General features: G+C 36.8%; 29 protein-coding genes. 11 read left to right on the top strand and 18 right to left on the bottom strand.

Annotated elements, in window-relative coordinates:
* Positions 1-10 precede the first annotated feature (10 nt).
* Genes IGK77_RS06655 through IGK77_RS06635 form a run of 5 tightly spaced genes read right to left on the bottom strand, consistent with a single transcriptional unit; the run spans position 11 to position 1,785 of the window.
* Complete coding sequence (locus IGK77_RS06655; RefSeq protein WP_074799684.1) at positions 11-457, bottom strand: GNAT family N-acetyltransferase; 447 nt, start codon at positions 455-457, stop codon at positions 11-13.
* A gap of 24 nt (positions 458-481) precedes the next feature.
* Complete coding sequence (locus tag IGK77_RS06650; RefSeq protein ID WP_086334607.1) at positions 482-673, bottom strand: hypothetical protein; 192 nt, start codon at positions 671-673, stop codon at positions 482-484.
* A gap of 23 nt (positions 674-696) precedes the next feature.
* Positions 697-834 carry a hypothetical protein gene (locus tag IGK77_RS06645; protein ID WP_169823222.1) on the bottom strand — a complete coding sequence of 46 codons (138 nt, stop codon included), beginning with the start codon at positions 832-834 and terminating at the stop codon, positions 697-699.
* Between the two features lie 14 nt (positions 835-848).
* Positions 849-1,307: a GNAT family N-acetyltransferase gene (locus IGK77_RS06640; protein ID WP_074799686.1), complete on the bottom strand. Its 459-nt coding sequence runs from the start codon at positions 1,305-1,307 to the stop codon at positions 849-851.
* Complete coding sequence (locus IGK77_RS06635) at positions 1,297-1,785, bottom strand: ASCH domain-containing protein (protein ID WP_074799687.1); 489 nt, start codon at positions 1,783-1,785, stop codon at positions 1,297-1,299. The genes IGK77_RS06640 and IGK77_RS06635 overlap by 11 nt, the downstream gene beginning before the upstream one ends.
* Positions 1,786-2,036: 251 nt before the next feature.
* On the opposite strand from IGK77_RS06635, the gene IGK77_RS06630 reads away from it, so the two are divergent.
* Complete coding sequence (locus IGK77_RS06630; RefSeq protein ID WP_074799688.1) at positions 2,037-2,540, top strand: phosphoribosylanthranilate isomerase; 504 nt, start codon at positions 2,037-2,039, stop codon at positions 2,538-2,540.
* A gap of 258 nt (positions 2,541-2,798) precedes the next feature.
* On the opposite strand, the gene IGK77_RS06625 is transcribed toward IGK77_RS06630, so the two are convergent.
* The 5 genes from IGK77_RS06625 to IGK77_RS06605 form a co-directional block, all read right to left on the bottom strand.
* Entirely contained in the window at positions 2,799-3,212 is a 414-nt protein-coding gene (locus IGK77_RS06625; RefSeq protein WP_074799689.1) for a hypothetical protein, read from the bottom strand.
* Between the two features lie 226 nt (positions 3,213-3,438).
* On the bottom strand, positions 3,439-3,603 hold the full coding sequence (locus IGK77_RS06620) for a hypothetical protein (RefSeq protein WP_019723294.1): 165 nt from the start codon (positions 3,601-3,603) through the stop codon (positions 3,439-3,441).
* A gap of 340 nt (positions 3,604-3,943) precedes the next feature.
* On the bottom strand, positions 3,944-4,369 hold the full coding sequence (locus IGK77_RS06615; protein ID WP_081308350.1) for an IS1096 element passenger TnpR family protein: 426 nt from the start codon (positions 4,367-4,369) through the stop codon (positions 3,944-3,946).
* Between the two features lie 324 nt (positions 4,370-4,693).
* Positions 4,694-5,032, bottom strand: coding sequence for a metal-sulfur cluster assembly factor (locus tag IGK77_RS06610; protein WP_019723739.1), 339 nt, complete (start codon positions 5,030-5,032; stop codon positions 4,694-4,696).
* Positions 5,033-5,279: 247 nt separating this feature from the next.
* A complete protein-coding gene (locus IGK77_RS06605; RefSeq protein ID WP_034691361.1) occupies positions 5,280-6,209 on the bottom strand; it encodes a YitT family protein in 930 nt (309 codons plus the stop codon).
* Positions 6,210-6,383: 174 nt separating this feature from the next.
* Here IGK77_RS06605 and IGK77_RS06600 point away from each other — a divergent pair, with 174 nt between their 5' ends.
* Positions 6,384-6,878, top strand: coding sequence for a YajQ family cyclic di-GMP-binding protein (locus tag IGK77_RS06600; protein WP_019723741.1), 495 nt, complete (start codon positions 6,384-6,386; stop codon positions 6,876-6,878).
* 58 nt (positions 6,879-6,936) lie between these two features.
* Here IGK77_RS06600 and IGK77_RS06595 read toward each other — a convergent pair whose 3' ends face one another.
* Complete coding sequence (locus IGK77_RS06595) at positions 6,937-9,282, bottom strand: ATP-dependent DNA helicase (protein ID WP_272018207.1); 2,346 nt, start codon at positions 9,280-9,282, stop codon at positions 6,937-6,939.
* Positions 9,283-9,601: 319 nt separating this feature from the next.
* Here IGK77_RS06595 and IGK77_RS06590 point away from each other — a divergent pair, with 319 nt between their 5' ends.
* From IGK77_RS06590 to IGK77_RS06580, 3 genes are all read left to right on the top strand, one after another.
* Positions 9,602-10,228, top strand: a complete 627-nt coding sequence (locus IGK77_RS06590; protein WP_010735633.1) for an MBL fold metallo-hydrolase — start codon at positions 9,602-9,604, stop codon at positions 10,226-10,228.
* 23 nt (positions 10,229-10,251) lie between these two features.
* Entirely contained in the window at positions 10,252-10,956 is a 705-nt protein-coding gene (locus tag IGK77_RS06585) for a histidine phosphatase family protein (protein ID WP_074799691.1), read from the top strand.
* A gap of 153 nt (positions 10,957-11,109) precedes the next feature.
* Entirely contained in the window at positions 11,110-11,943 is an 834-nt protein-coding gene (locus tag IGK77_RS06580) for an undecaprenyl-diphosphate phosphatase (RefSeq protein WP_071867106.1), read from the top strand.
* Positions 11,944-12,061: 118 nt separating this feature from the next.
* Here the strand turns inward: IGK77_RS06580 and abc-f are convergent, their stop codons facing one another.
* The gene (gene abc-f / locus IGK77_RS06575) at positions 12,062-13,645 is read right to left on the bottom strand and encodes a ribosomal protection-like ABC-F family protein (RefSeq protein WP_074799692.1); all 1,584 of its coding nucleotides are present in this window, start codon (positions 13,643-13,645) and stop codon (positions 12,062-12,064) included.
* Positions 13,646-13,756: 111 nt separating this feature from the next.
* Positions 13,757-13,891 carry a hypothetical protein gene (locus IGK77_RS06570; protein ID WP_256209265.1) on the bottom strand — a complete coding sequence of 45 codons (135 nt, stop codon included), beginning with the start codon at positions 13,889-13,891 and terminating at the stop codon, positions 13,757-13,759.
* Positions 13,892-14,152: 261 nt separating this feature from the next.
* Here IGK77_RS06570 and IGK77_RS06565 point away from each other — a divergent pair, with 261 nt between their 5' ends.
* Positions 14,153-14,485: a PadR family transcriptional regulator gene (locus IGK77_RS06565; protein ID WP_019723123.1), complete on the top strand. Its 333-nt coding sequence runs from the start codon at positions 14,153-14,155 to the stop codon at positions 14,483-14,485.
* On the top strand, positions 14,482-15,438 hold the full coding sequence (locus IGK77_RS06560) for a permease prefix domain 1-containing protein (RefSeq protein WP_071867108.1): 957 nt from the start codon (positions 14,482-14,484) through the stop codon (positions 15,436-15,438). The genes IGK77_RS06565 and IGK77_RS06560 overlap by 4 nt, the downstream gene beginning before the upstream one ends.
* Before the next feature lie 183 nt (positions 15,439-15,621).
* On the opposite strand, the gene IGK77_RS06555 is transcribed toward IGK77_RS06560, so the two are convergent.
* Genes IGK77_RS06555 through IGK77_RS06540 form a run of 4 tightly spaced genes read right to left on the bottom strand, consistent with a single transcriptional unit; the run spans position 15,622 to position 17,866 of the window.
* Positions 15,622-15,861, bottom strand: coding sequence for a hypothetical protein (locus tag IGK77_RS06555; RefSeq protein WP_071867109.1), 240 nt, complete (start codon positions 15,859-15,861; stop codon positions 15,622-15,624).
* Positions 15,862-15,880: 19 nt separating this feature from the next.
* A complete protein-coding gene (locus IGK77_RS06550) occupies positions 15,881-16,210 on the bottom strand; it encodes a hypothetical protein (RefSeq protein ID WP_074799693.1) in 330 nt (109 codons plus the stop codon).
* 2 nt (positions 16,211-16,212) lie between these two features.
* On the bottom strand, positions 16,213-17,451 hold the full coding sequence (locus IGK77_RS06545; RefSeq protein ID WP_081355921.1) for a hypothetical protein: 1,239 nt from the start codon (positions 17,449-17,451) through the stop codon (positions 16,213-16,215).
* On the bottom strand, positions 17,441-17,866 hold the full coding sequence (locus IGK77_RS06540; protein ID WP_074799695.1) for a DUF1310 family protein: 426 nt from the start codon (positions 17,864-17,866) through the stop codon (positions 17,441-17,443). Before IGK77_RS06540 ends, IGK77_RS06545 begins: the two co-directional genes overlap by 11 nt.
* A gap of 435 nt (positions 17,867-18,301) precedes the next feature.
* On the opposite strand from IGK77_RS06540, the gene IGK77_RS06535 reads away from it, so the two are divergent.
* From IGK77_RS06535 to rpsT, 4 genes are all read left to right on the top strand, one after another.
* Positions 18,302-18,757, top strand: a complete 456-nt coding sequence (locus tag IGK77_RS06535) for a DUF441 domain-containing protein (RefSeq protein ID WP_010735644.1) — start codon at positions 18,302-18,304, stop codon at positions 18,755-18,757.
* Between the two features lie 70 nt (positions 18,758-18,827).
* Positions 18,828-18,953, top strand: coding sequence for a hypothetical protein (locus tag IGK77_RS06530; RefSeq protein WP_010735645.1), 126 nt, complete (start codon positions 18,828-18,830; stop codon positions 18,951-18,953).
* A gap of 195 nt (positions 18,954-19,148) precedes the next feature.
* A complete protein-coding gene (locus IGK77_RS06525; protein WP_010735646.1) occupies positions 19,149-19,418 on the top strand; it encodes a hypothetical protein in 270 nt (89 codons plus the stop codon).
* Positions 19,419-19,819: 401 nt separating this feature from the next.
* On the top strand, positions 19,820-20,074 hold the full coding sequence (rpsT, locus tag IGK77_RS06520) for a 30S ribosomal protein S20 (RefSeq protein ID WP_010735647.1): 255 nt from the start codon (positions 19,820-19,822) through the stop codon (positions 20,072-20,074).
* A gap of 114 nt (positions 20,075-20,188) precedes the next feature.
* On the opposite strand, the gene holA is transcribed toward rpsT, so the two are convergent.
* On the bottom strand, positions 20,189-21,235 hold the full coding sequence (gene holA / locus IGK77_RS06515) for a DNA polymerase III subunit delta (RefSeq protein ID WP_074799696.1): 1,047 nt from the start codon (positions 21,233-21,235) through the stop codon (positions 20,189-20,191).
* Between the last annotated feature and the right edge of the window lie 24 nt (positions 21,236-21,259).

The raw sequence follows: 21,259 nt of genomic DNA, 5'->3' as shown, positions 1-21,259 counted from the left end.
TTTGTACTCATTAGATCTGTTTAATGTTTTCCCAGATCATAAGGTATTCTTTCTCACCCGTCGATTCATCCATTTGTTCATCCACTTTTATAAAGCCATTTCTAAAGTAGAATCGTATTGCTCCTTTATTCTTACCATAAACATGCAAGCTTATTCGTTCTTTTTCTTTTTTAGCAGCTTCAATCAGTTTTTGTCCGATTTTTCTATTTTGATATGTTGACTCTACAAAAATACCAGCTAAATAAGATTTGTCCACGATTCCCATAAAACCAACAATCTGACTATTCATTTCACAATAATAAATTTCTGCTTTTGGCAATTCTTTTTTCAACACCTCTTTTTTCTCATACCAATATGTCGCATCAATAAAATCATGTATCCTGATATTGGTCGTTAACCAAATAGTTAGTAGCCGATCCATTATCTCTCGGTCTAGTTTCTTCACTTTTTTAATCATCCCATTACTCCTGAAAACTTATAGTTATTCTTCATACCTCTTCAAACGATCATTTAGATTGCCCGCATGGATGTCTACTGCTACCCGCGAACGTCCTTCTTCAATTTTGAGGTCTAGAAGACGAAGTTGTTCTGTATAACAAAGAAGTTGTTCCGGAGTGATTTGAAAATCAATATGATTGTAGGTTTTGAGAAGCTTTGTCTGCTTATCTTCCATCAACGCCACCCACAGATCACCGATCAATAAGAATGTTTCTGGAAATAAGGAGTATTGTTTTCCTTACTCGAATACACTTCTTTTGCATCAAAGACCTCCGTAAAGACTTCTGTCGAACATTTACGACCACGAATGACAACTGTCATGTGCGAGAGTTCCATCTTCGCTTTCTTTTTTAGTTAAGACTTTTTATCATTACCAAACATGGATTCCATTCATCCCATAAGGTTGGGAACACTTCTAGCTCAACAAAACCCATCCTTCGATAGAATCCAATCGTCTGATCATAGATAGCGTAATGCCCTTCGGCGACCGTTTTCACTTGTAAAAATAGGTAATGTTCTCTTGCATACGATTCTAGCTCCCCTAGTAATCGCTTACCTAATCCTCGATGATGATAGGCTTTTTTGATTCCCATACAATAGATCTCACCGGTGGCTTTACTTGTTTCTTTCAAACTGATGAACCCTATTGGCTCGCTGGTTTCTTGTAAGACCCACAATGGATACTTTTGGCATTCCTCAACATATTCTTGTGTCGAATCTGGCAAGCCAAACCATTCTGGCAAATCATTCAAGATTTCTTGGACGATTTTTTTCTTTTCTATTGCTTCTTCTACTAAATCAATACGCATTGGTTTCCTCACTTTTCGGCAAATATCGATCAACAAGTTGGAATCGTTCAAAGACGATTTTCGTTTCTTCATTGAGCAATAGTCCATGTTCTCCATAGTAAGGTTTGAAATAATTGTAATGTCCCTTTTGCCAATACATAAGAGATAAGTCGCCTTCACCTTCTGTAGCTGCCAGTTCTTCGGTGATTTCTTTCCAAGGTAGGATCATCACTTCGACAGTCTGGATAATGCCTATCGGTACTTTAGAGCTATTCACAACGACGGAGTAGTCACCAACTTTAGGTAATGGTTCGTTATCCATTTGGTAAAGCTCATACCCTGAGCTTGTCCCTGTTTTCTTCCCTTCCAATACCAAATCTGCTAATTCATCTGCGTGTTCTTTCGTATTTCCAAAAGCAAAAATTTCATATAATGACGCTTGTGACACACCATTTTTTAAGCAAAAGCTTTCCCAATATTTTTGTGCTTCTAGGTTCAATCTGTCACCAACTTTCTGATTGATAGTAAATCAAGTATACCAAAAACAGGAAAACTAAGCCTTTCACACTCATTTTTTTACAACTCCTACAGTTAAATTTATAGTTACTCCCCAACTTCACTTCTTGAATACAAGAAATAAAAAAACTAGACTCACTTTTTGAGAGAATCTAGTTTTGTTTTCAGGATGAAATGGAAAATTAGACATCCACTTTGTTACAATAAATGCAACCAAAGAAAAGGAGAAAATCCATGGAACTTTATTTCAAAGAATTTTTATTGATCACGCAAAAATTAAACAAGCAACAGATTACTCCGCTACTACTAGGTTCATTAGGCTTGTCTTACTTAACAGATATCGACTGGCAACCAAGAGACATTGACATCCATGTTCCTGGCGATCCCCGTGGTTGGGAAGCACCCGATGAAGATCGCTTGCACAATTGGCAAAGCATCGTAAAAATCATGGAAACGTTGAGTTACCAACTAGTTGATTTACACGAACATGAATTTGCTAAAGATTCTTATACCATCCAATTTGGCAGTATGGACAGTCTTCTCGCCTTTGCAGATATTCCACTTAATGAACTATCTCTAATCAGGATCGACGACTGTTCCTTTTACTTACCTACAGCGGAACAATATTTGAAAGTCTATCAACGTTCCGCTAAAGATAGTTACCGTGCAGATAAAAATAATCATAAGGATCTAGCAAAGATCGAGTATTTGGAAAAGTACATGGATGGGAATACGTAATAAGTGAATTTACAAGATTGAGTTACTTTTACTTATAATCAAAATATTTAATTAGGCATTGCATCAAGTCCATTCATTGAATAAAAGACTCTCTTATCAATTTTTTAATTGATCGCTAAGAGAGTCTAAGATCCTATTTCTTATTTATTTTTATATCGATAAACAAACAAGCTATATGTAATCAAAAAAATTCGTCTAGAAGAGAGAAGCTATCATAAAAAATGATGTACTCTTAATTAATTTCTACGTATTTATTTATCAATCAAATGAGTTAGGCATTGAAAGCACCATCAACTGCAACTCTTGTCCAATTTGTGATGTAAATGTTTCTCCAATTTCACGAAATCCAAATTGTTTATATAAATCCATTACCTTAGGAATACAAATACTATCAAGTATTATTAATTTTCCACCAATTGATCTTCTAACATCGTCAACAATAAATAAAGCTTCTTCAATGATTTTTACTCCTGAAAATTCTTTAGAAAAATAATCATTCTTTGCAACATGAGCAATTAGATAAGAGGGTGCAACACCTACCTTACTCGGCGATTTTCCGTTAAATACTAATTTCTTTTTCTCTTTTATTTCAAGCTTGCTAATATCTAAATCTTTGATTGCTAACGTAAAAAAACCTAAGAGATGTTCTTGTGTTTCGTCTTGAAAAATCAAGTACGTCCTTGTCGCATGATAAAGCTCTTTTTGTATGGCATCATGTTTTAAAATTCAGTCATTTCTGAATTGTTTCCACAAAAAAAAAGAAGATTCTACAAAGTTCGAAAAGCGTTCTCTTACCTTCTTTCTAAAAGCTTTATTTCCAATCTCAATTTCCTCTTCTTTAATTACTTCAACCAGCATTTTGATCTTTTTACTTAATGAAATCACAGTATAGTCCATATTATTTTTTTCTCATCCAATTAGGTACTTGATCCTTGTTACTAATACGATCACTAGATTTCTTTTCTAATAAGTCATAGAATTTTTTTGTAGGATGGGTATTTTCAATAATTTTGACATCTTCATTAGATAAAATAATTGGACGTTCCAAACTTATGTTTGCCATAAATACCGACTCCTTATTATTATTAACTACATGATAGATTATATTATTTCTTCGCAGTAATTTAAATACGTTACATACAAAGTACACACGTTATCCCTAACGATACTTAAAATTTTAAGCAGAGTTTCATTGATCGGATAAACATTTCTGTCATCTTCCATTTAAAATTTGGTTACCTCTAAACTAAAAAGTGTCACATAATTAGTAAAAAACAAAATGATTTTTTTTTGAACTGTTTTATTCACTTTCATCCTTATAGTAGTACTATCTAAGACAAAAAAAGATTCAACGATTTTGAAACATAATCACTCATATTCACTCTTTTGGCGTTTATTAGAAATCACTCAAAAAAATTGAAATATTGTTCAGGTGGTTCTCCCACACTTTTTAATACTTCATAGCCTCCTTCATCATCTTCAATGACACGTAACACTTTGCATTGAAATCTCCAATCATCACCAAAATCAAAGACAAACTTGAATTTATCTCCTTTTTTCAGACCGAGTTGATAAAGTTTATAGTCACAGGTATGAAGGTATTCGTGTCCCATGTCAACTTCTGCCATGTAGTAACATTTATTTCCACTCCAAGCAGAATTGTCCATAAAAAATGCATGTGCGTGATCATTGATAAAATCAAATGAATCCAAGATAATTTCAGCAAAATCTTCAAGTGTCTCATCTGTTGACACACTAATGTGCCGATAACAACCTGATCCTATTGAAATACTAAATACAATTGCTTGATTGTCTTTTTGAGAAATCATTTTAATCCAACCTTTCTAAAGTAACCAAAAATTTTATAAGTTAACAACCTACCCGTTCTATGTACAGGTTTTTACATCAAAATTGATCATGAGAATAGCTACTATAACTATTATATCGTTTGTAAAAGTAAAAACGTACTAATTTATTTATTTTCGATTACATTAAAGTTTGCTAATTTTCGTCTGTATCGTTCAACTAACCCAACATTTTTCATAATAAAAAACTCTTTAATCAACTTTTCAAAAAAGTTGGTTAAAGAGTTCAACGTTTACTTCATCATTCGTTATATTACAGATCCGATCTACCTTCTAAAGAACCATTACCTAACGAATCCCAAGCGCAATTCGTGCATAACGACTCATTTTATCGGTTGTCCAAGCGGGATACCAGACTAATTTGACTTCTGCTTTCGACACTTCTGGCACTTCTTTTAGTGCATCATGGATCGATTCAGTCAAGATATCAGCTAACGGACAGCCCATCGTTGTCAAAGTCATTTTAACAACGGTATCTCCATTTTCAGGGTCAAATTCGATTTCATAGATCAAACCTAGGTTCACGATATCGATTCCTAGTTCTGGGTCAATCACCATTTCTAACGCGGTGAGAATTCGCTCTTTGATTTCATCTACTTCTTCAGCAGACCATTTTTGTTCACTCATTCTTCGGATTCTCCTTCTCACAATTTTTGTTTATCATACCTTTTTTTAAGGGGTTTGTAAATATTCATTTGACTAGCAAGGTCTGGACAGAAGTCTTTCACTTCAAGAACTAAGGTAACAGCTACGCAAATTGTTTTTCAAATTTTTTATAGATCCTCTTAGTTCCTAAGAATTTACTTCTTTTTCCACCAGTTATTCGGTTCAAAGGTGACAAACAAGGGGGTAGATTTGTTTGTCTATCCCTTTTTTATTTGCTTTTCGCCTTTTTAGATGCATGTTTGATTTCAGGAAGAACCCCTGTTGAACGATACATTTTTTGTTCGTTCTCATTGGCAAAGCGACCAAAAACGGAATGCGTTGGTAAAATATTGATGAACGCATCTTCGTCGATCTCATGGACGATTTGATCAAGATCATACATTTCGTAACGTGTGATGACCATCATGATCATTTTTCCTTCACGTTTTGAATATCCACCAACTGAAGGTAAGAGAGTCATCCCCCGAACCATGCGTTGCGCAATTTCAGCAGTCACCTCTTCTGGTTTCACAGTGACAATCATGGCGGTCACTTTTTGGTGACTCGTATGGATCGCATCGATGACTTGAGTCATTGCATAGATCGAGATGATCGTATACAAAGCACTTTCCCAATTAAAAAGGAAGCCTGCTGCTACGACGATAATACCATTTAAAATCAGCATATAGTTTCCTACGGTTTTCCCTGTCGTTTGAGAAAGAACCAATGAAATGATGTCCATTCCACCAGTCGTAAAACCCATTTTTAGAGAAATACCGACGCCGACGCCAAGTAAAACACCACCGACTAATGCATTCATTAGTATATTATCTGTTACCTGTCCTGTCGGTAAAACTGTCGTCATGACTGACACACAAACAACGTTGATGAAACTAAGTACAGTTGCGCGTTTTCCGACTTTTAGAAAGCCTAGTATAAATACAGGGATATTCAATAGAAAAATAAACGTTCCAGTATCGACATCTATATGGACCCATTCAGATAATAGTGAAGCAATGATTTGGGCGATCCCGTTCATTCCTGCAGAAAAGACGTTGGCTGGAATCAAAAAATAATTCAATGCCACCGCTGCAGACAAACCGGTCATCAAGATAACCACTATTTTCTTAAGATTTTCGTTTCTTTGATAGACAGTCATGAATCTGCTCACAAGCACCTCTCCTTTTCAAGTTTATTCCAAATGTAAGAATAACAGTTTCTTCCAGAAAATAAAATAGCGACTACTTAAATGAGAAGAATTTTAGTAAAGTTGTCACAAAAAAAATAAGCCTATGCTACAATAAAAGAAAACCGAATGAACGAGGAGGACATTATGGCAAAAGATGCAAGTTTCGATATCATTTCAGAAGTATCTGTTGAAGAAGTAAAAAATGCAATCCAACAAACCACGAAAGAATTAACTAACCGTTTCGATTTCAAGGATTCAACGGTTGAGATCAAGTTAGAGAATACAAATAAATTAGTTGTGTTAAGTGATGATGAATTTAAAATCGAACAAATCAAAGATGTTTTGTTTGGAAAATTGAATAAACGCAATGTGCCAATCAAAAATATCCACTTTTCTGAAACGGAACACGCTTTAGGTGGTAAAGCGCGCCAGTCTGCTGATCTAGTCAATGGGATCGACCGAGATAATGGTAAGAAGATCACGACAGCGATCAAAAATGAAAAACTAAAAGTGAAAACACAGATCCAAGAAGACCAGATCCGCGTAACTGGTAAGAATCGTGATGACCTCCAAGCAGTGATTGCACTTTTACGAAAACTAGACTTGCCGATTGAATTGCAATTTACGAACTACCGTTAGTTCATGGGTACTATTGAGATATCATCAAAAAAGGACAAGCATTTTGCTTCGTCCTTTTTTAGTGGTCTTGCCAAAACTGATGGATAGTTTGTGATAATGCCTCAACTGTCCGAACTTCTTTTGCTTCGTGCCAATGTGGCGGGAAAAGTTTACGATAATTTGATGAGGCAAAGCGTTGATCGGCTAAAAGCACAATGCCTTGATCTTCCATATCTCTGATTACTCGCCCAGCTGCTTGCAATACTTTATTCATTCCTGGTAACTGGTAAGCATAAGCAAAACCTAGCTGTTCTTTTTCATCATAGTAAGATTTGATCAACTCTTGCTCATGATTCATTTGTGGTAAGCCAACACCCACGATCATACTACCAATCAAGCGTGATCCGCGTAGATCGATTCCTTCTGAAAAAATGCCGCCAAGTACACAAAAGCCGACTAATGTTTCTTGCGGTTCGACTATAAATTCTGCTAAGAAATCTTCTCGTTCTTGCTCATTCAACTTGGTTCCTTGGATAAGTGTGCGAGTCGAAGGGTAAGTTTCTTTGAACACTTCGGCGACTTGGTCCAGATATTGATAGGAAGGAAAGAAAATCATATAATTGCCCGTCTTCCCTTGAATGAAACGTTGAATCGTTTCTACTAAACGTGGTATACTCTGCTCTCTTTTGCGATACGTCGTTTCAAGATAACTTGCTATAAGTACTTGTTGATTCTCAATTGGGAATGGACTAGGTAAGCGATACGCTAAACTCTCTTTGCCCCCTAATGTTTCTTGATAATAAGAAAGTGGTGAAAAACTCGCGGAAAACAAAAGGCTACTCCGCCCTTTATTCAACGATTGTTCTAAAAATAAACTAGGATCGATGCAAAATTGCTTCACGATCAAATCATGGTAACTTTTCTCTACAGTTGTTTCATAGTGATCGTCATAGAATTCACTGATTTTTAAAAAATGATTCAAGTCAAAATAAAATCCTAAAATTTGCTCTTGCATCGGATGCTCAGGATATTCAGCCAACCATTCTTGAATAAATTCACCGAGTTGAAACCCTGCATTGATCAATGAATCTGCTGGGGCTTTTTGATGATGATAGTTCCATCCTTCTTCAAGAGCAATTTCTTGAATCTGATCAAAAGCTTTTAGAAGACGATTCCATCGACGACGTAGTTTTTTAAATTCCTTTGGGATCTCTCCATAGACCTTACGTGCTTTCCCATAAGATAACTCAGCAGAATACATTTCTCTTGAACGATTGACTAAATTGTGTGCCTCATCGATCAAGAAAAGATGATCTTCATTTTTCTCTTCATCAAAAAATCGTCTCAAGTAAACCGTTGGGTCGAAAAGATAGTTGTAATCTCCGATGATCACGTCACACCATAAGCTGACATCTAAAGAGAGTTCAAATGGGCATAAAGTATGTTTCTTGGCATATTTCTCAATCACCTCACGAGTGATCTGGTTTTCGTGGTTCAATAAATCCCATAGCCCCTCGTTGATTCGATTATAATAGCCATTTGCATAAGGGCATTGGTCGGGATTACACGTTGTCTCATCTAAGAAGCAAATCTTATCTTTCGCTGTCAAGGTCACACTTTTTGTCTCAGCCCCAACATCTTTTAACGCTGTTAACGCATCTTCAGCCACCTGTCTCGTAATAGTTTTCGCGGTTAAGTAAAAAATACGTTCTCCTTCATCTTCTCCAATCGCCTTTAAGGCTGGAAATAATGTAGAGATCGTTTTTCCAGTACCAGTGGGGGCTTCTGCGAACAGCTTTTGTTTTGTCCGGATCGTTTTATAGGCAGCAACTGCCAGTTCCCTTTGTCCTTTACGATACTCTTCGTATGGAAACTTTAGCGCCATCAATGAGGCATTACGTACAGTACGCCAATTTTCCTGAAAAATCAGCCACTCTTGGTAATCCTCGGTCAGTTTTTTAAAAAACACTTCCAGTTGTTCTCTCGTCTGATGTTCCACTTTCTGTGTGATTACTTCTTCTGTGGTTTGATAATAAGTGAGCTGGAGGTTGATCTCCTCTAAGTTGTTTTCTTGACTATAAATATAGGCGTACACTCTTGCTTGATGAAAAAACAATTCGACTTGTTCGGGTTCTAAATCTTCAAAGCGTGGTTCTGACGTTTTGATTTCGTCGATGTGGTACACCCCATCTTTTTTGAAGATACCATCTGCTCGTCCTTCAACGATCAGTTCATAAGGATCAAGCTGTACACTGGTTTGTAAGAACACTTCTTTTTGATACTCTTCGCCTGCTTCTTTTTGGAGCTTGCGGTGGATTTTTGCACCTTCTAAGGCGGTATGATTACTTTTCTTTCGATTATCGATACTTCCGCGACGCAAGATGAACTCGACTAAGTGACGGACGGATATTTTAGATTTTTTCACCCTGGTCGCCTCCTTCTTGTATTAGAGTACCGCAAAATAGACCGTTTCGCAAAAAACAAAAACACCCTGCTCGGATAAGCAGGGATATAGGATATAGAATTTGGATTTTTGGATACACTCAATGTAACAAGACTAAATGAAAAATCAATGAAAATTTTCTATTCTTCCGTTTAAAATTTTTAAACACTTTTCATATAATCTGACAATTCAGATAACTACTGTTATAAAAGTAGACACTTTTGTTTCTGATCTCTATTTGCGTTATACTTATATCGAACGATAGAAGAAAGAAATTTTTAAAAGTTGGAGGTTTCCTTTTATGCATGTTTTACAATTGAAAACTGGAACAATCGAGGAAAACTGTTACCTTGTCTACAACGACGAAGCGCTTCTGATCATTGATCCAGGTGCTGACGCTGAAATGATCCAAGAACAAATCAAGAAGACCCAGCAACAACCTGTCGCTATTTTACTAACGCATACGCATTACGACCACATTGGCGCTGTCGAAGCATTGAGAAATACCTATGACATCCCTGTCTATGTCAGTCCATTAGAACAAGAATGGCTTGGAGATCCCATCTTGAATCTCTCAGGACTTGGTCGCCATGATGATATGGATAATATCATCGTTTCTCCTGCGGAATATGAATTTGAAATGAAACAATACCGTCTTGGGAATATGTCATTTGAAGTCGTTCCAACACCTGGTCATTCAGCCGGCAGTGTTAGCTTTATTTTCGATGACTTCGTGATATCTGGAGACGCACTCTTTAAAGGGAGTATCGGTCGCACAGATCTCTACACCGGTAATTTAGAGCAGTTACTCTATAGCATCACGACACAACTTTTTGTTCTACCAAATGAATTTGTGGTCTATCCTGGCCATGGAGAACCAACAACGATTGAACACGAGAAAAAAACAAACCCATTTTTTAACGCTTAATCAAACTTAGGAGGTCGTTCAACATGAGTGAAACAACCCTGTATATCGTCCGTCATGGTAAAACAATGTTCAATACGATTGAACGTGTGCAAGGCTGGTGTGACACACCATTGACGAAACAAGGACAAGAAGGTATCCATTTTTTAGGTAAAGGTCTAAAAGATATCGATTTTTCTTACGCCTATTCAAGCGACAGTGGCCGAGCAATCGAAACGGCACGGATCATTTTAAGCGAACATACAAAAGGAAAAGAAATTCCTTACTTTATTGATAAACGGATTCGTGAATGGTGTTTTGGTTCGCTAGAAGGTGGCTACGATATGGAGATGTGGGGTGTCATTCCTCGCGTACTAAATTTTCAAACATACGATGAGATGTTCACCACAGATGTTACCTTTGAACAAATCGCTAATGCCATCTATGAGACGGATACTGCTGGCTGGGCGCAACCTTATGCAGAATTAAAAGAACGTGTCTGGTCAGGTTTTGAAGATATCGCTCATCAGTGTGAGAAGAACAATGGTGGCAATGTTTTAGTCGTCTCCCACGGCCTAACGATTGCTTTTCTTCTTAGCTTGATCGATCCTTCTCAACCAGTTCGTGCTGGTTTGTTAAATGGTAGTGTCACAAAAGTAACCTATAAAAATGGTCGTTTTTCAATTGAAAGTGTCAATGACACAAGCTATATCGAACAAGGAAAGCAACAAACAAGAGAATCCTTTATGTGATGACTCGTTGAATAAGTGCATTGAAGTCTTTTGATTTCAATGTACTTTTTTTGAACTCCTTTATTTTTGTTTTAATCTCAAAGAAACAATTTGGCTTTGGAAACAAAGAACGGTATACTAAATGTTGTATTTTAATTGGGAAGGAAGGAATTTATGTTTTTTGCAAATATCATAAAAGCAGCGATTCTAGGAATCATTGAAGGAATCACAGAGTGGCTGCCAATCAGTAGTACAGGACATTTGATCTTAGCAGATGAATTTATCAAGCTTGATGCGAGTTCACAATTCATGTCGATGTTCAATGTCGTGATCCAATTAGGAGCGATCTTAGCCGTCGTTGTTTTGTATTTCCACAAGTTGAACCCTTTTGCGCCTAGTAAATCCTCGATCGAGAAAAAAGATACGTGGGTTTTATGGTCAAAAGTACTTGTTGCTTGTGTGCCAGCAGCTATTATTGGTTTATTATTGGACGATTGGTTAGATGCCCATTTTTATAAATTTTTACCAGTAGCGATCGCCTTGATTGTTTATGGTATCGGCTTTATCATTGTTGAAAAGCGAAACAAAAATAAAACACCTCGTTGGTCAAACCTGAATGATTTGACTTTCCAAGCAGCGATTCTGATTGGGGCTTTCCAAGTCTTGGCTTTGATCCCAGGGACTTCACGCTCCGGCGCTACGATCCTTGGAGCAATCCTGATTGGTGCATCCCGCTTCGTTGCAACTGAGTTCTCATTTTTCCTTGGCATTCCAGTGATGTTTGGTGCCAGTGGATTAAAGATCGTGAAATACCTTGCTGATGGTAACAGTTTCCAAATGGAAGAAACAGTTATTCTTTTAGTGGGTACTGTCGTTTCATTTGTCGTATCGATTTTTGCGATCAAGTTCCTGATCAACTACTTGAAACGTAATGACTTTACTGTTTTCGGTTGGTATCGTATCATTCTAGGGATCATCTTGATCGGTTACTGGTTCATCGCAATGTAATGGATCATTGATATGCTCATCGCAAACCAGCTAAATGATTGGTAAGCGCAACAGCAAAAAAATAGTAGTAAGCTCACACATCGCTGAGCTTACTACTTTTTTTATATACTTCTTTGATCTAAAATGAATGATCCTCATACAACAGCTTTTCGATTTTTTCATTTTCCACTAACAATATCTGATCAAAATTCTTTCGCAAGAAATAGCGATCATGAGTAACTGCTAAAATGGTACCGGTAAATGTAGACAATAATTCTTCGATTTCTTCTCTTACATAGATATCTAAGTGATTCGTAGGCTCATCTAAGATCAATACATTGATTTTCTTTTGGAATAGTTTCAAGAGGTACAGCCTTACTTGCTCTCCTCCAGAAAGATCTTTGATCCTTTTAGCGACATCTCCACTGAAGAATCCAAAATTCGCTAATACTTGTCGTGCTTTCTGTTCATCGGGTATCAGGTATTTAGCATAATTCAATATCCGTTGTTCTGGTTGATCAAACGTTAAGCGTTGAGGTAAATAGCCAATTGACAGACTTGCGCCAGTTTTAATAACCCCTTCATCTACTCCTATTTCCCCCATCACTACTTTCAATAGCGTTGATTTACCAGAACCATTCTTACCTAATAGGGCGATCCGCTCACCACGATAGACCATAAAAGAGCTATCTGAAAACAAACATTTTTTACCTACTGTTTTCTTTATATTTTTGGCAACCAACACTTCTTTCCCCGACAGATCTTCTTGACTGATTGTAGTTAGTTTTTTGCGGGGGTCCTTAGGCGCATTTATCAGTATCATTTTTTCTAATCTACGCTCGATTTCTTTTGCTTTTTTAAAGAATGCTTCGTTGTCTCCTTCATTCCCCCATTGGCGATAGCGTCGTATCATTACTTTCAATCGTTTGATTTCTTTTTGCTGAAGTTCATGATTTTTTTGAAGTTCCTGTATCCGTCGTTTCTTCAACATCATGTAACGACTATAATTTCCCGAATATTCGATGATCTGACCATCCTCGATCTCTATGATTTTTTTGACTACATTGTCAAGGAACGCACGATCATGGGAAATCACGAGGAACGCACAATTTGTCAATCTCAGATATTCTTCTAACCATTGTACGGAGTCGAGATCAAGATGATTGGTTGGCTCATCTAATAGAAGGACATCATTTTCTTGTAATAATACTTTGGCTAATTCTACTCGAATACGTTCGCCTCCACTTAATTGATCAAGGGGTGTTTCAATTTGTTCTGCAAGATCTAATCCTTTCAAAACACTCGTGATCCGATCTTCTAATCCATATCCGCCCATCATCTCAAATCGTTGCTGCAAGTCACCATATACTTTCATGATATGGTCCAGATCTTCCGTTGCGATACACATTTTTTCTTCATAGTAATTGAGTTGTGTTTGCAATTCTTGGATGTCTTTGAAGCTCTGATACACATAGTCAAAAGTAGCGATTGAGCCATTTTCCATTTTCTGTGGAATGTAACCAATCGACAGCCCTTTTTTCCTACTAACTGTCCCTTCATCAACACCTTCAGACCCGATCAACATTTGAAGAAGAGTTGTTTTCCCAGTTCCATTTTGTCCGATCAATCCGATTTTGTCTTGCTTATTGAGTGTGCAACTCAAATTTTCAAAAAGAGGTACTCCACTATAATTTTTACTGATCTTATTGGCTTGAATATACATTTTCTCGCTCCTTAAGACCAATCAAAAAAGCCATGAAAAAATTCATGACCTGTTGTTATTTCATTTATTTGGTACTTAGCTAAAAATGGAATAAACATATTGAATGGTCATTTATTTTTGATTGATTTTTCTATTTTTAAGCGCACTGATGCCTTGCATAGAAAATACAAAAATAATTGCATGACTAAAGCTAATATGATATCTAGAATAATTATCTGCTTCTGTTATTTTAGTCAAGCTGTCCATTACATATGTCCCTCCTTTTCACTATATTTATATCAATTGTACCAAATCACTCATAAAAGCTCAAATGAGACTAAAAGAAATAAACATCTAGACTGAACATTGCTACATTTCTACATGTATTGTCTCTAGTGATCGATTTCTACCAAAAAGACTCAGACCTAAGACTGAATTCTAAGTAATTCATTTTATTTACTTTACCTGTCGTAGTAATTGTTTTATAATTATTACGACAGATGTAGTAATTATGAAGGAGGCGATCGAGTGATATCAAGTGATGCAATTCGTGGGTATAATGATGCCATCATCTTATCGATTCTTTCCAAAGAAGATTCCTACGGGTACGAAATCTCTAAACAGATTCGCGAGGGAACTGATTCAATGTATATCATCAAGGAAACAACCTTATACTCCGCGTTTACACGCCTAGAAAAGCAAGGGCTGATCCTTTCTTATCCTGGCGAAGTCACCCATGGCAAGAAACGAACGTATTACCGAATCAGTAGTGCTGGGAAGAAATTATTAGAAGAAAAAAAAGACGAGTGGCAGCAAACAAAAATCGTTGTTGACCGTTTTCTACAAGGAGGAGAAACATGAAAACCATTAAGGATTATCTAGATAGTTTATTTTTAAATGTACCGAATACACCTGAAACAAAAAAAGCCAAAGAAGACCTATTGGCAATCATGGAAGATCAGTATCACGGATTATTAGAAGAAGGAAAATCAGAGCATGAAGCCATTGGCGCAGTCATCAGTGAATTTGGTTCTATTGATGAGATCCTCCAAGAATTGGAACTTTCTCGGTCCTCTTTTGGCGAAGAAGTCTGGGAAAACGAGATTGAACTCGATGAAGTGATTTCATTTTGGAACCAAGTCCGTCGTTTCTCCCTTTTTCTTTCAACTGGAATTGCTAGTTGTATCTTAGCTGTGGGAATGCTCGTATTTTTTGCTAATAGTATTAGTGAGATTCTCGGTTTTCTGGCAATGTTTCTTCTGATTGCTTTAGGCGTTGGTTTGATTATTACTACAAGTTTGAGCTATTCAGCTAGTAAGAAGAAACTAAATGATCGTCCCTATTCACAGCAAGTAAAAATCGAAGCAAGACAACAAACAGAAGCCTATGCGAAAAGTTTTCGAGTAGGATTAGTTTTCGGTATCATTTTATGTATTCTTTCGGTCACACCTATCTTGACGAATAGAGCCTTTGGCTTACCGATTGGATTCGCTTTATTACTTTTCTTTGCTTCCGTGGCACTCGGCGTCTTCTTTATCGTCTATGTCAGCATCATCTATACTTGGTTTTCAAAAGTGGCAGAAGGCACGTTCTTTATCTCAGATGAAGACGAGCCAGGACCACGTGCGTCTCAACATATGTATGGCGACTCAGCGGAAACGATTCGTTTATTTGAACGTTTATACTGGCCGGGCATCTTCATCGTTTACATGGTTTGGTCCTTTATGACCCGAAGCTGGGCTTACTCTTGGCTCATCTTTGTGCTAGGCGGTGTATTGGAAGACTTTTTCCTTGAAAGATTGAAACGTAAATAACTTCTCAATCGCGGTCGGGACAGAAGTGTTTAGCCTCAAGAAATAAGGCGCAATCCACGAAAATTGTTTTTCATATTTTTATGGATTGCGCCTTATTTTTCGAAAAGGTTGCTTTTGCTCCAACCTTTTAAGCATTTTTTATGTGGTGCGAGAGGTCGAATGTCCCAGAGACTTTTAAATTTTCTAACTAAAAGCTTTTGTTATGTCTTTCACCACGCTCATTGCCTGATCGACCCATTCTCCTTTTGCCGCATCAGTTAAACGATCGGTATACTGTTTTGTTCTATCTTTTAACTCTTGGTTCGTGAGATCTCGCGTGACTTGGATCGTTTTCTTTTTTGTATCTGAACTGGCACGGCTATGACTAGCAATAAACCAAGAAATCAATGCTTTTTCTAGTCCCTTTATTTGCTCATCAAACATTGCTATCTTTCCCTTCCATTTATTGATTTTTATGATTTAATTTAGCTGACTGATAGTTTTGCTGATTTTCTGCTAATTCATCTTCAATCCTATATAATGCTTTACGTACAAGATATTGCCCTTCTTCGCTTGCATCATTGATCAAACGATACGCGATACGAGGATCAATCGTTCCTCCGTCTGAAAATGTTCGTTGTGTCAAAGGGATTTTTTCTCCTAATTGATCTAAGTAGCGTGTAAATGAACGTTTTTCTGCTTCAAGATCCGCTATTTTATTCTCTAATTCATCTTTCTTGTGCCAATAATCTTCTTCGATTTTTTTCATTTCTTTCGACTCATTATTAGCCATCACTAAAATGTTCCTTTCTTGAATTGGCTCGCTAATTCACTATCCAATTGTATTTGCTGATCGATCGTCTGATTGATTTGGTAGATCAGATCTTCGTAACTTGATTTGATCGAGCGAAGTTGATTCAACGCCGCTTCATAGTCGATGACTGGTTCGATTAGTACGTGTTGTCGAGTCACCCCTCCTTGCTCTAACGCCTCTAGCTGTTCCATCTCTGTAAGATTGCTTCCATATGAACGCGCATTAGCGATTGTATCTTGCCACAGTTGATTCGCCTGATCGATGCCTGTTTGATAGACCGTCATCAGTTCAGTGATTTTTTCATCAATCACTGTCTTCATTCCTGAAACAATGCTTTTCGCTTGAACTGCATCCAGGTAAACTTCTTTAGCTGCCGACATTCCACCTGTTTGTCCACTCCATTCACCTTTAATACTAGCAATTGATCTTTTTTTCAATCGTCTTTGATACTCTGCTAATACGGTGCCACTGCCATTCGTTGTTAATAAAGCACCATCTTCCTCAAATTGGTAACCTCCCCACATATGTTGATCGATCGTGCGTCTCAAGCCCAGCCGTTCAGATAGTGGATAAACGATCTGCCCAACGGCCTTTTTGCCTTCCCCATAACCAATCGCAACTAAGTCTTTTGAGTCAATGTAATTCAAAAGACGATACTCTTCGGTCAAATAATCCGCTTGCCGTTTTTGCTCAGGCGTTAATACCTCATAGATATTCGGTCCCTGATACACATAGCCATAAACACGATCCGCATCACTTGAAGAAATACTCGCTAACGCATATTGCGCATTCATTGATCCTAAAGAATGACCATATACATTAAATTCAGCATTTGGATAAGCTTCCAATGTTTGTTGTAATGTTGTCGCAGAAGATTGAAGCTGAGGCATCGCTGCTGCCCCACCACCATTGATTACCTGAAAAGCTGTAAAAATATTATTGTACTGCCAATCTAATTTGGCATCCAATGAAGAATCAAACGACGAACCACGATATAAAACCGTGACTTCTTTTACGCTTTCCCTTTCGCTAAGCGGTGCTGACAACGGAACATATTTGTCGGTGATGATAAAGGATTGTTCGCCGGTGATTTTACTGTTGATGTGGGAGACGTAACCGATGAACTCTTTATTAGTATTTATAAAGAGTTCTCCTTTTAGATGTAAAGCTTCGTATTGTTGCTTGGCTATTTCAACCTTTTCTTCATCACTATTCTTCACTATCTTCCGCTCCTTTTTTCAATAATTCATGTAGTTCATAGGTAGTATTTGAGCTACCAATTTTTAGCTCACCTAGCTTGCCATTTGCCAAATTGCGACTTAGGAGGTTGGAAATAAGTAGCTTATCATTATCATTAATAATTAGGGGTACACTAATCCCACCCATTGGATTTCTCTTGATATTTTCATAATCAATTTTATAATTTTTTATTACTCCTTCAGATGTCAACGCATTAGGATCTAGATTTTTTAGCCCTGTTTCCAAAACTTTTTTTGCTTCTTCACTATTCACAACTTGAATCATTTCTTCTTCTAACTTCAAATGGTCCATATACATTGTTCCTCCAATCCATAATAGGCATATGCCAGTGATGATCAGTACGATTTGGCTCTTCTTGATCGGTTTTCGTTTCATAAATGACCTCCTTTTTTATTATGTCTATCATAATTTTGTTGTAAGCAGTACGTCACAGTTTTTATGTATGTTTAATTGATCAATCAATGTATGGAATGACATGCCACATAATCTTCTTCTCTTTTTCCCATCTCCTCTTATTTAATTACGCCATTTCTGCTGAGTCTTACAAATATTCACCCTTTCTTTTTTATATATTGTTGATCTGTTACTTTTTCACATCAAGTATATATGAGAAATCAGACCCTCTATTCTTCACCTCATAAAAACATGTTTTGACATCATCAACGTAGCTATTTTTCTCATTTTTATCTTTTCGTCTAATTCTTCACACCCTTTTGTTCCTTCTATGCTCTATCAAACATTTTGCTAATGACTCTTTTGCATCATATAAAAAAAATGGTATGATGAATAATTAGAAAGTGAGGTTTTTTGATGGAAAGTTGGTTATTTCTTGGGTTGATCATGCTGGTTGCCGTCCTTGCTAAAAATCAAAGTCTGATGTTAGCGACTGGTTTTATTTTACTTGTTAAGTTTATTCCTGCATCGAAAGATTTTTTGACATGGCTCCAAGGGAAAGGAATCAATATTGGCGTGACGATCATTACTGCGGCGATTTTAGTGCCTATTGCTACAGGTGATATTGGTCTAAAAGATTTGCTTGATGCGTTCAAATCACCTATGGGTTGGGTAGCGATCTTCTGTGGTGGCTTAGTTGCTGTTTTATCGTCTAAAGGCGTTGGCTTGATTGCTACAGATCCACAAATCACTGTAGCTCTAGTTTTTGGAACGATCTTAGGCGTTGTTTTCTTAAAAGGGATCGCAGCAGGCCCTGTGATTGCTTCTGGGATTGCCTATTGCATTCTCCAATTGTTTTCTTTTAATAAATAATGATGCATCTAGTGGTTGAGAAAAGGATAATTTTTTTGTTCGTGGTATACTAGTTTTGAGGTGATCGCATATGCAAAAACTAAAATATTTCTTTGGGACTGTTGGATGGTTTTTATTGGCTGTTCTATTGATTATTGGATTGACCTACTTACTATTTCCTGATTTGATCCAAAACGTCTTTGATGCCAATTTTTAATATACGTAACTATTTTTTCAACTATTTATAAAAAAAGGCGGAAAACTTGACAGATCGTTGGATTATTCAAGTTCTTTCGGCTTTTTTTTGGCTTGGTGCATCTTTTTTGTTATACTAGGTGTGAGTGCACCTCTTTTATGCAGGAAATTTTATAAGAAGTGCGAAATGTTTGATTTAGAAGAAAGGAAGACGCTCGTGGAAACTTTTGAAGGTCTTTTGATTGATACGTATGTTTTACAAGAACAACCAATGATGTTGACTGGTTTGAATCTCCAACTTGAAGACCGGGTAATCAATTGTCTAATTAAAGATCGCTACTTGGCAAAATATGTTTTACGTTTACCTTTAAACAAATATGTATTGGAAGTTAGTGGGAAATGGAATCGCCGAAATCAATTAGTCATCAAACGAATGATGATCAAAAACATCGACGAATACATCAAAATCATTGGAACACCTGAATAGCTCATTTTCATGCATTCGAATTAGTTATAAAATAACTAATCTATGTTAACGGTATGATTCGTTGATTTGAAGCAATCGTATCCCTTTTCAAAAAAAACTTTGCAAACGGTTGACTTTGTTATATACTATTTCAGTACCAAACATCCCATTCAATTATTTATTTACCAAGATAAATTAAACCACGTTTGGTTAAGCGCTTGTTGTCTCCCACAACAGCGCTTTTTCTTTTGTTTTCTTGTTCTTCTACCTCTCATAAATCCACTCTCTCTGATATTTCTTACGTGTTAAGGAAAAAAACTTGTCATGTTGATATTGCAATGCGCGCTCGCATTAGGTATAATAATGAATGTTGAATTATGCGGTAACACGCGTAAGAACTTTACTTATCGGAGGTGAAACAAATGCCAAACATTGAATCTGCAATCAAACGTGTTCGCACAAGCGAAAACGCGAATGTAAAAAATTCATCTCAAACTAGTGCTATGCGTACTGCAATCAAAAAATTTGAGGATGCTGTAGCTTCAGGTGCTGACAACGTAGATGCGTTATATAAAGACGCTGTTAAAGCGATCGATATGGCTGAAACTAAAGGTCTTATCCACAAAAACAAAGCAAACCGCGACAAATCTCGTTTAAGCAAAAAAATCGCTAAATAAGGAAATCGGCTACGGCCGGTTTTTTTATTTGCTTTTTCTATACACAAATACACACAGTTTGGCTGATCCTTCTGATGACCAACCAAACTGTGTGTATTTGAGTTGCTATTGTTTTTACTTATTTTTTAATCTTTCGGCTGCCTGAAACACAAATAATTGAAAACTCAATTTCTTTTCGATCTGCCCACTTTTTACTTGATAGTCCATCTCGACTAATTGGTCGAACAATTGGACTAATATTTGTTCATCGAACTTTCTGACTTCTTGCATCGCCAATTTTACCCGATAAGGATGGATTTTCAAAGTTTCCGCAATATTTGCTTGTTGATACCCGATTTTGACTAAAAATTTCGTTTGGAGATACAATCGTAGTTGGGAGAGTAAAATCGCATTGATCTTGATGATCTCTTCCCCTTGTGTGACTAAATCTTCAAATAATCGCAGGGTATGTTCCGTATCTCCAGAAAGCATATATTGTGTCATGTCAAAGATATTATGTTCCAACGTCTTAGGCACTAATTGTTCGATTTCTTTCGCAGAGATGGCTGATTGATTCTGCCCATATAACATCAATTTATCTAATTCTGCCATCATTTTTGATAAGTCTAAATCAGTCAATCGTAAAAAAAGATCGATTGCTTTACGATCTAGAGTAAGCGGTGTATTTTCTAATGTATTCAATAAATACTGTCGCACTTCTTTTTCATTCAATTGCTGAACATTGATCGATATCGCTGTTTTCTTCAATTGTTTCGTGACTTTTTTTCGTTCATCTAGTTTTTCATAAGGCGCAAAGAAGACGAGAACGGTTGATTCGAGTGGTTCTTTTAAATAGTCTACTAAAAGATCTGTGTTTTGTTCGAGACTGTTGTTGTTTTTTTCACCCGTCAAAAAATAAGGGTTTTCGACAAACACTACTCGTTGATCACCGAAAAACGGTAAGGTTTCTGCTTCAGCGATTACGTCATCGATCGTTGCTTGGGTCATATCAAATTTCAGAAAATTGAGATCATCTTCTCCTGATATTTGTATTTTCTTAAGGATTTCTGTACGCACTTGGTCTTGTAAAAACTTCTCCGTTCCTAAAACGAGATAACAAGGTGCGAGCTTTTCTTTACGAATTTTTTGTAGTTCAACTTGGATACTCACATCTCTCACCACTTTCCAATTTATCCTATCACGAGA

Source organism: Enterococcus sp. DIV0806c, assembly GCF_051710905.1.
GTDB classification, from domain to species: domain Bacteria; phylum Bacillota; class Bacilli; order Lactobacillales; family Enterococcaceae; genus Enterococcus_B; species Enterococcus_B mundtii.
Note: the sequence above shows the minus strand (reverse complement) of the source record. Positions and strands in the feature narration are given on the sequence as shown.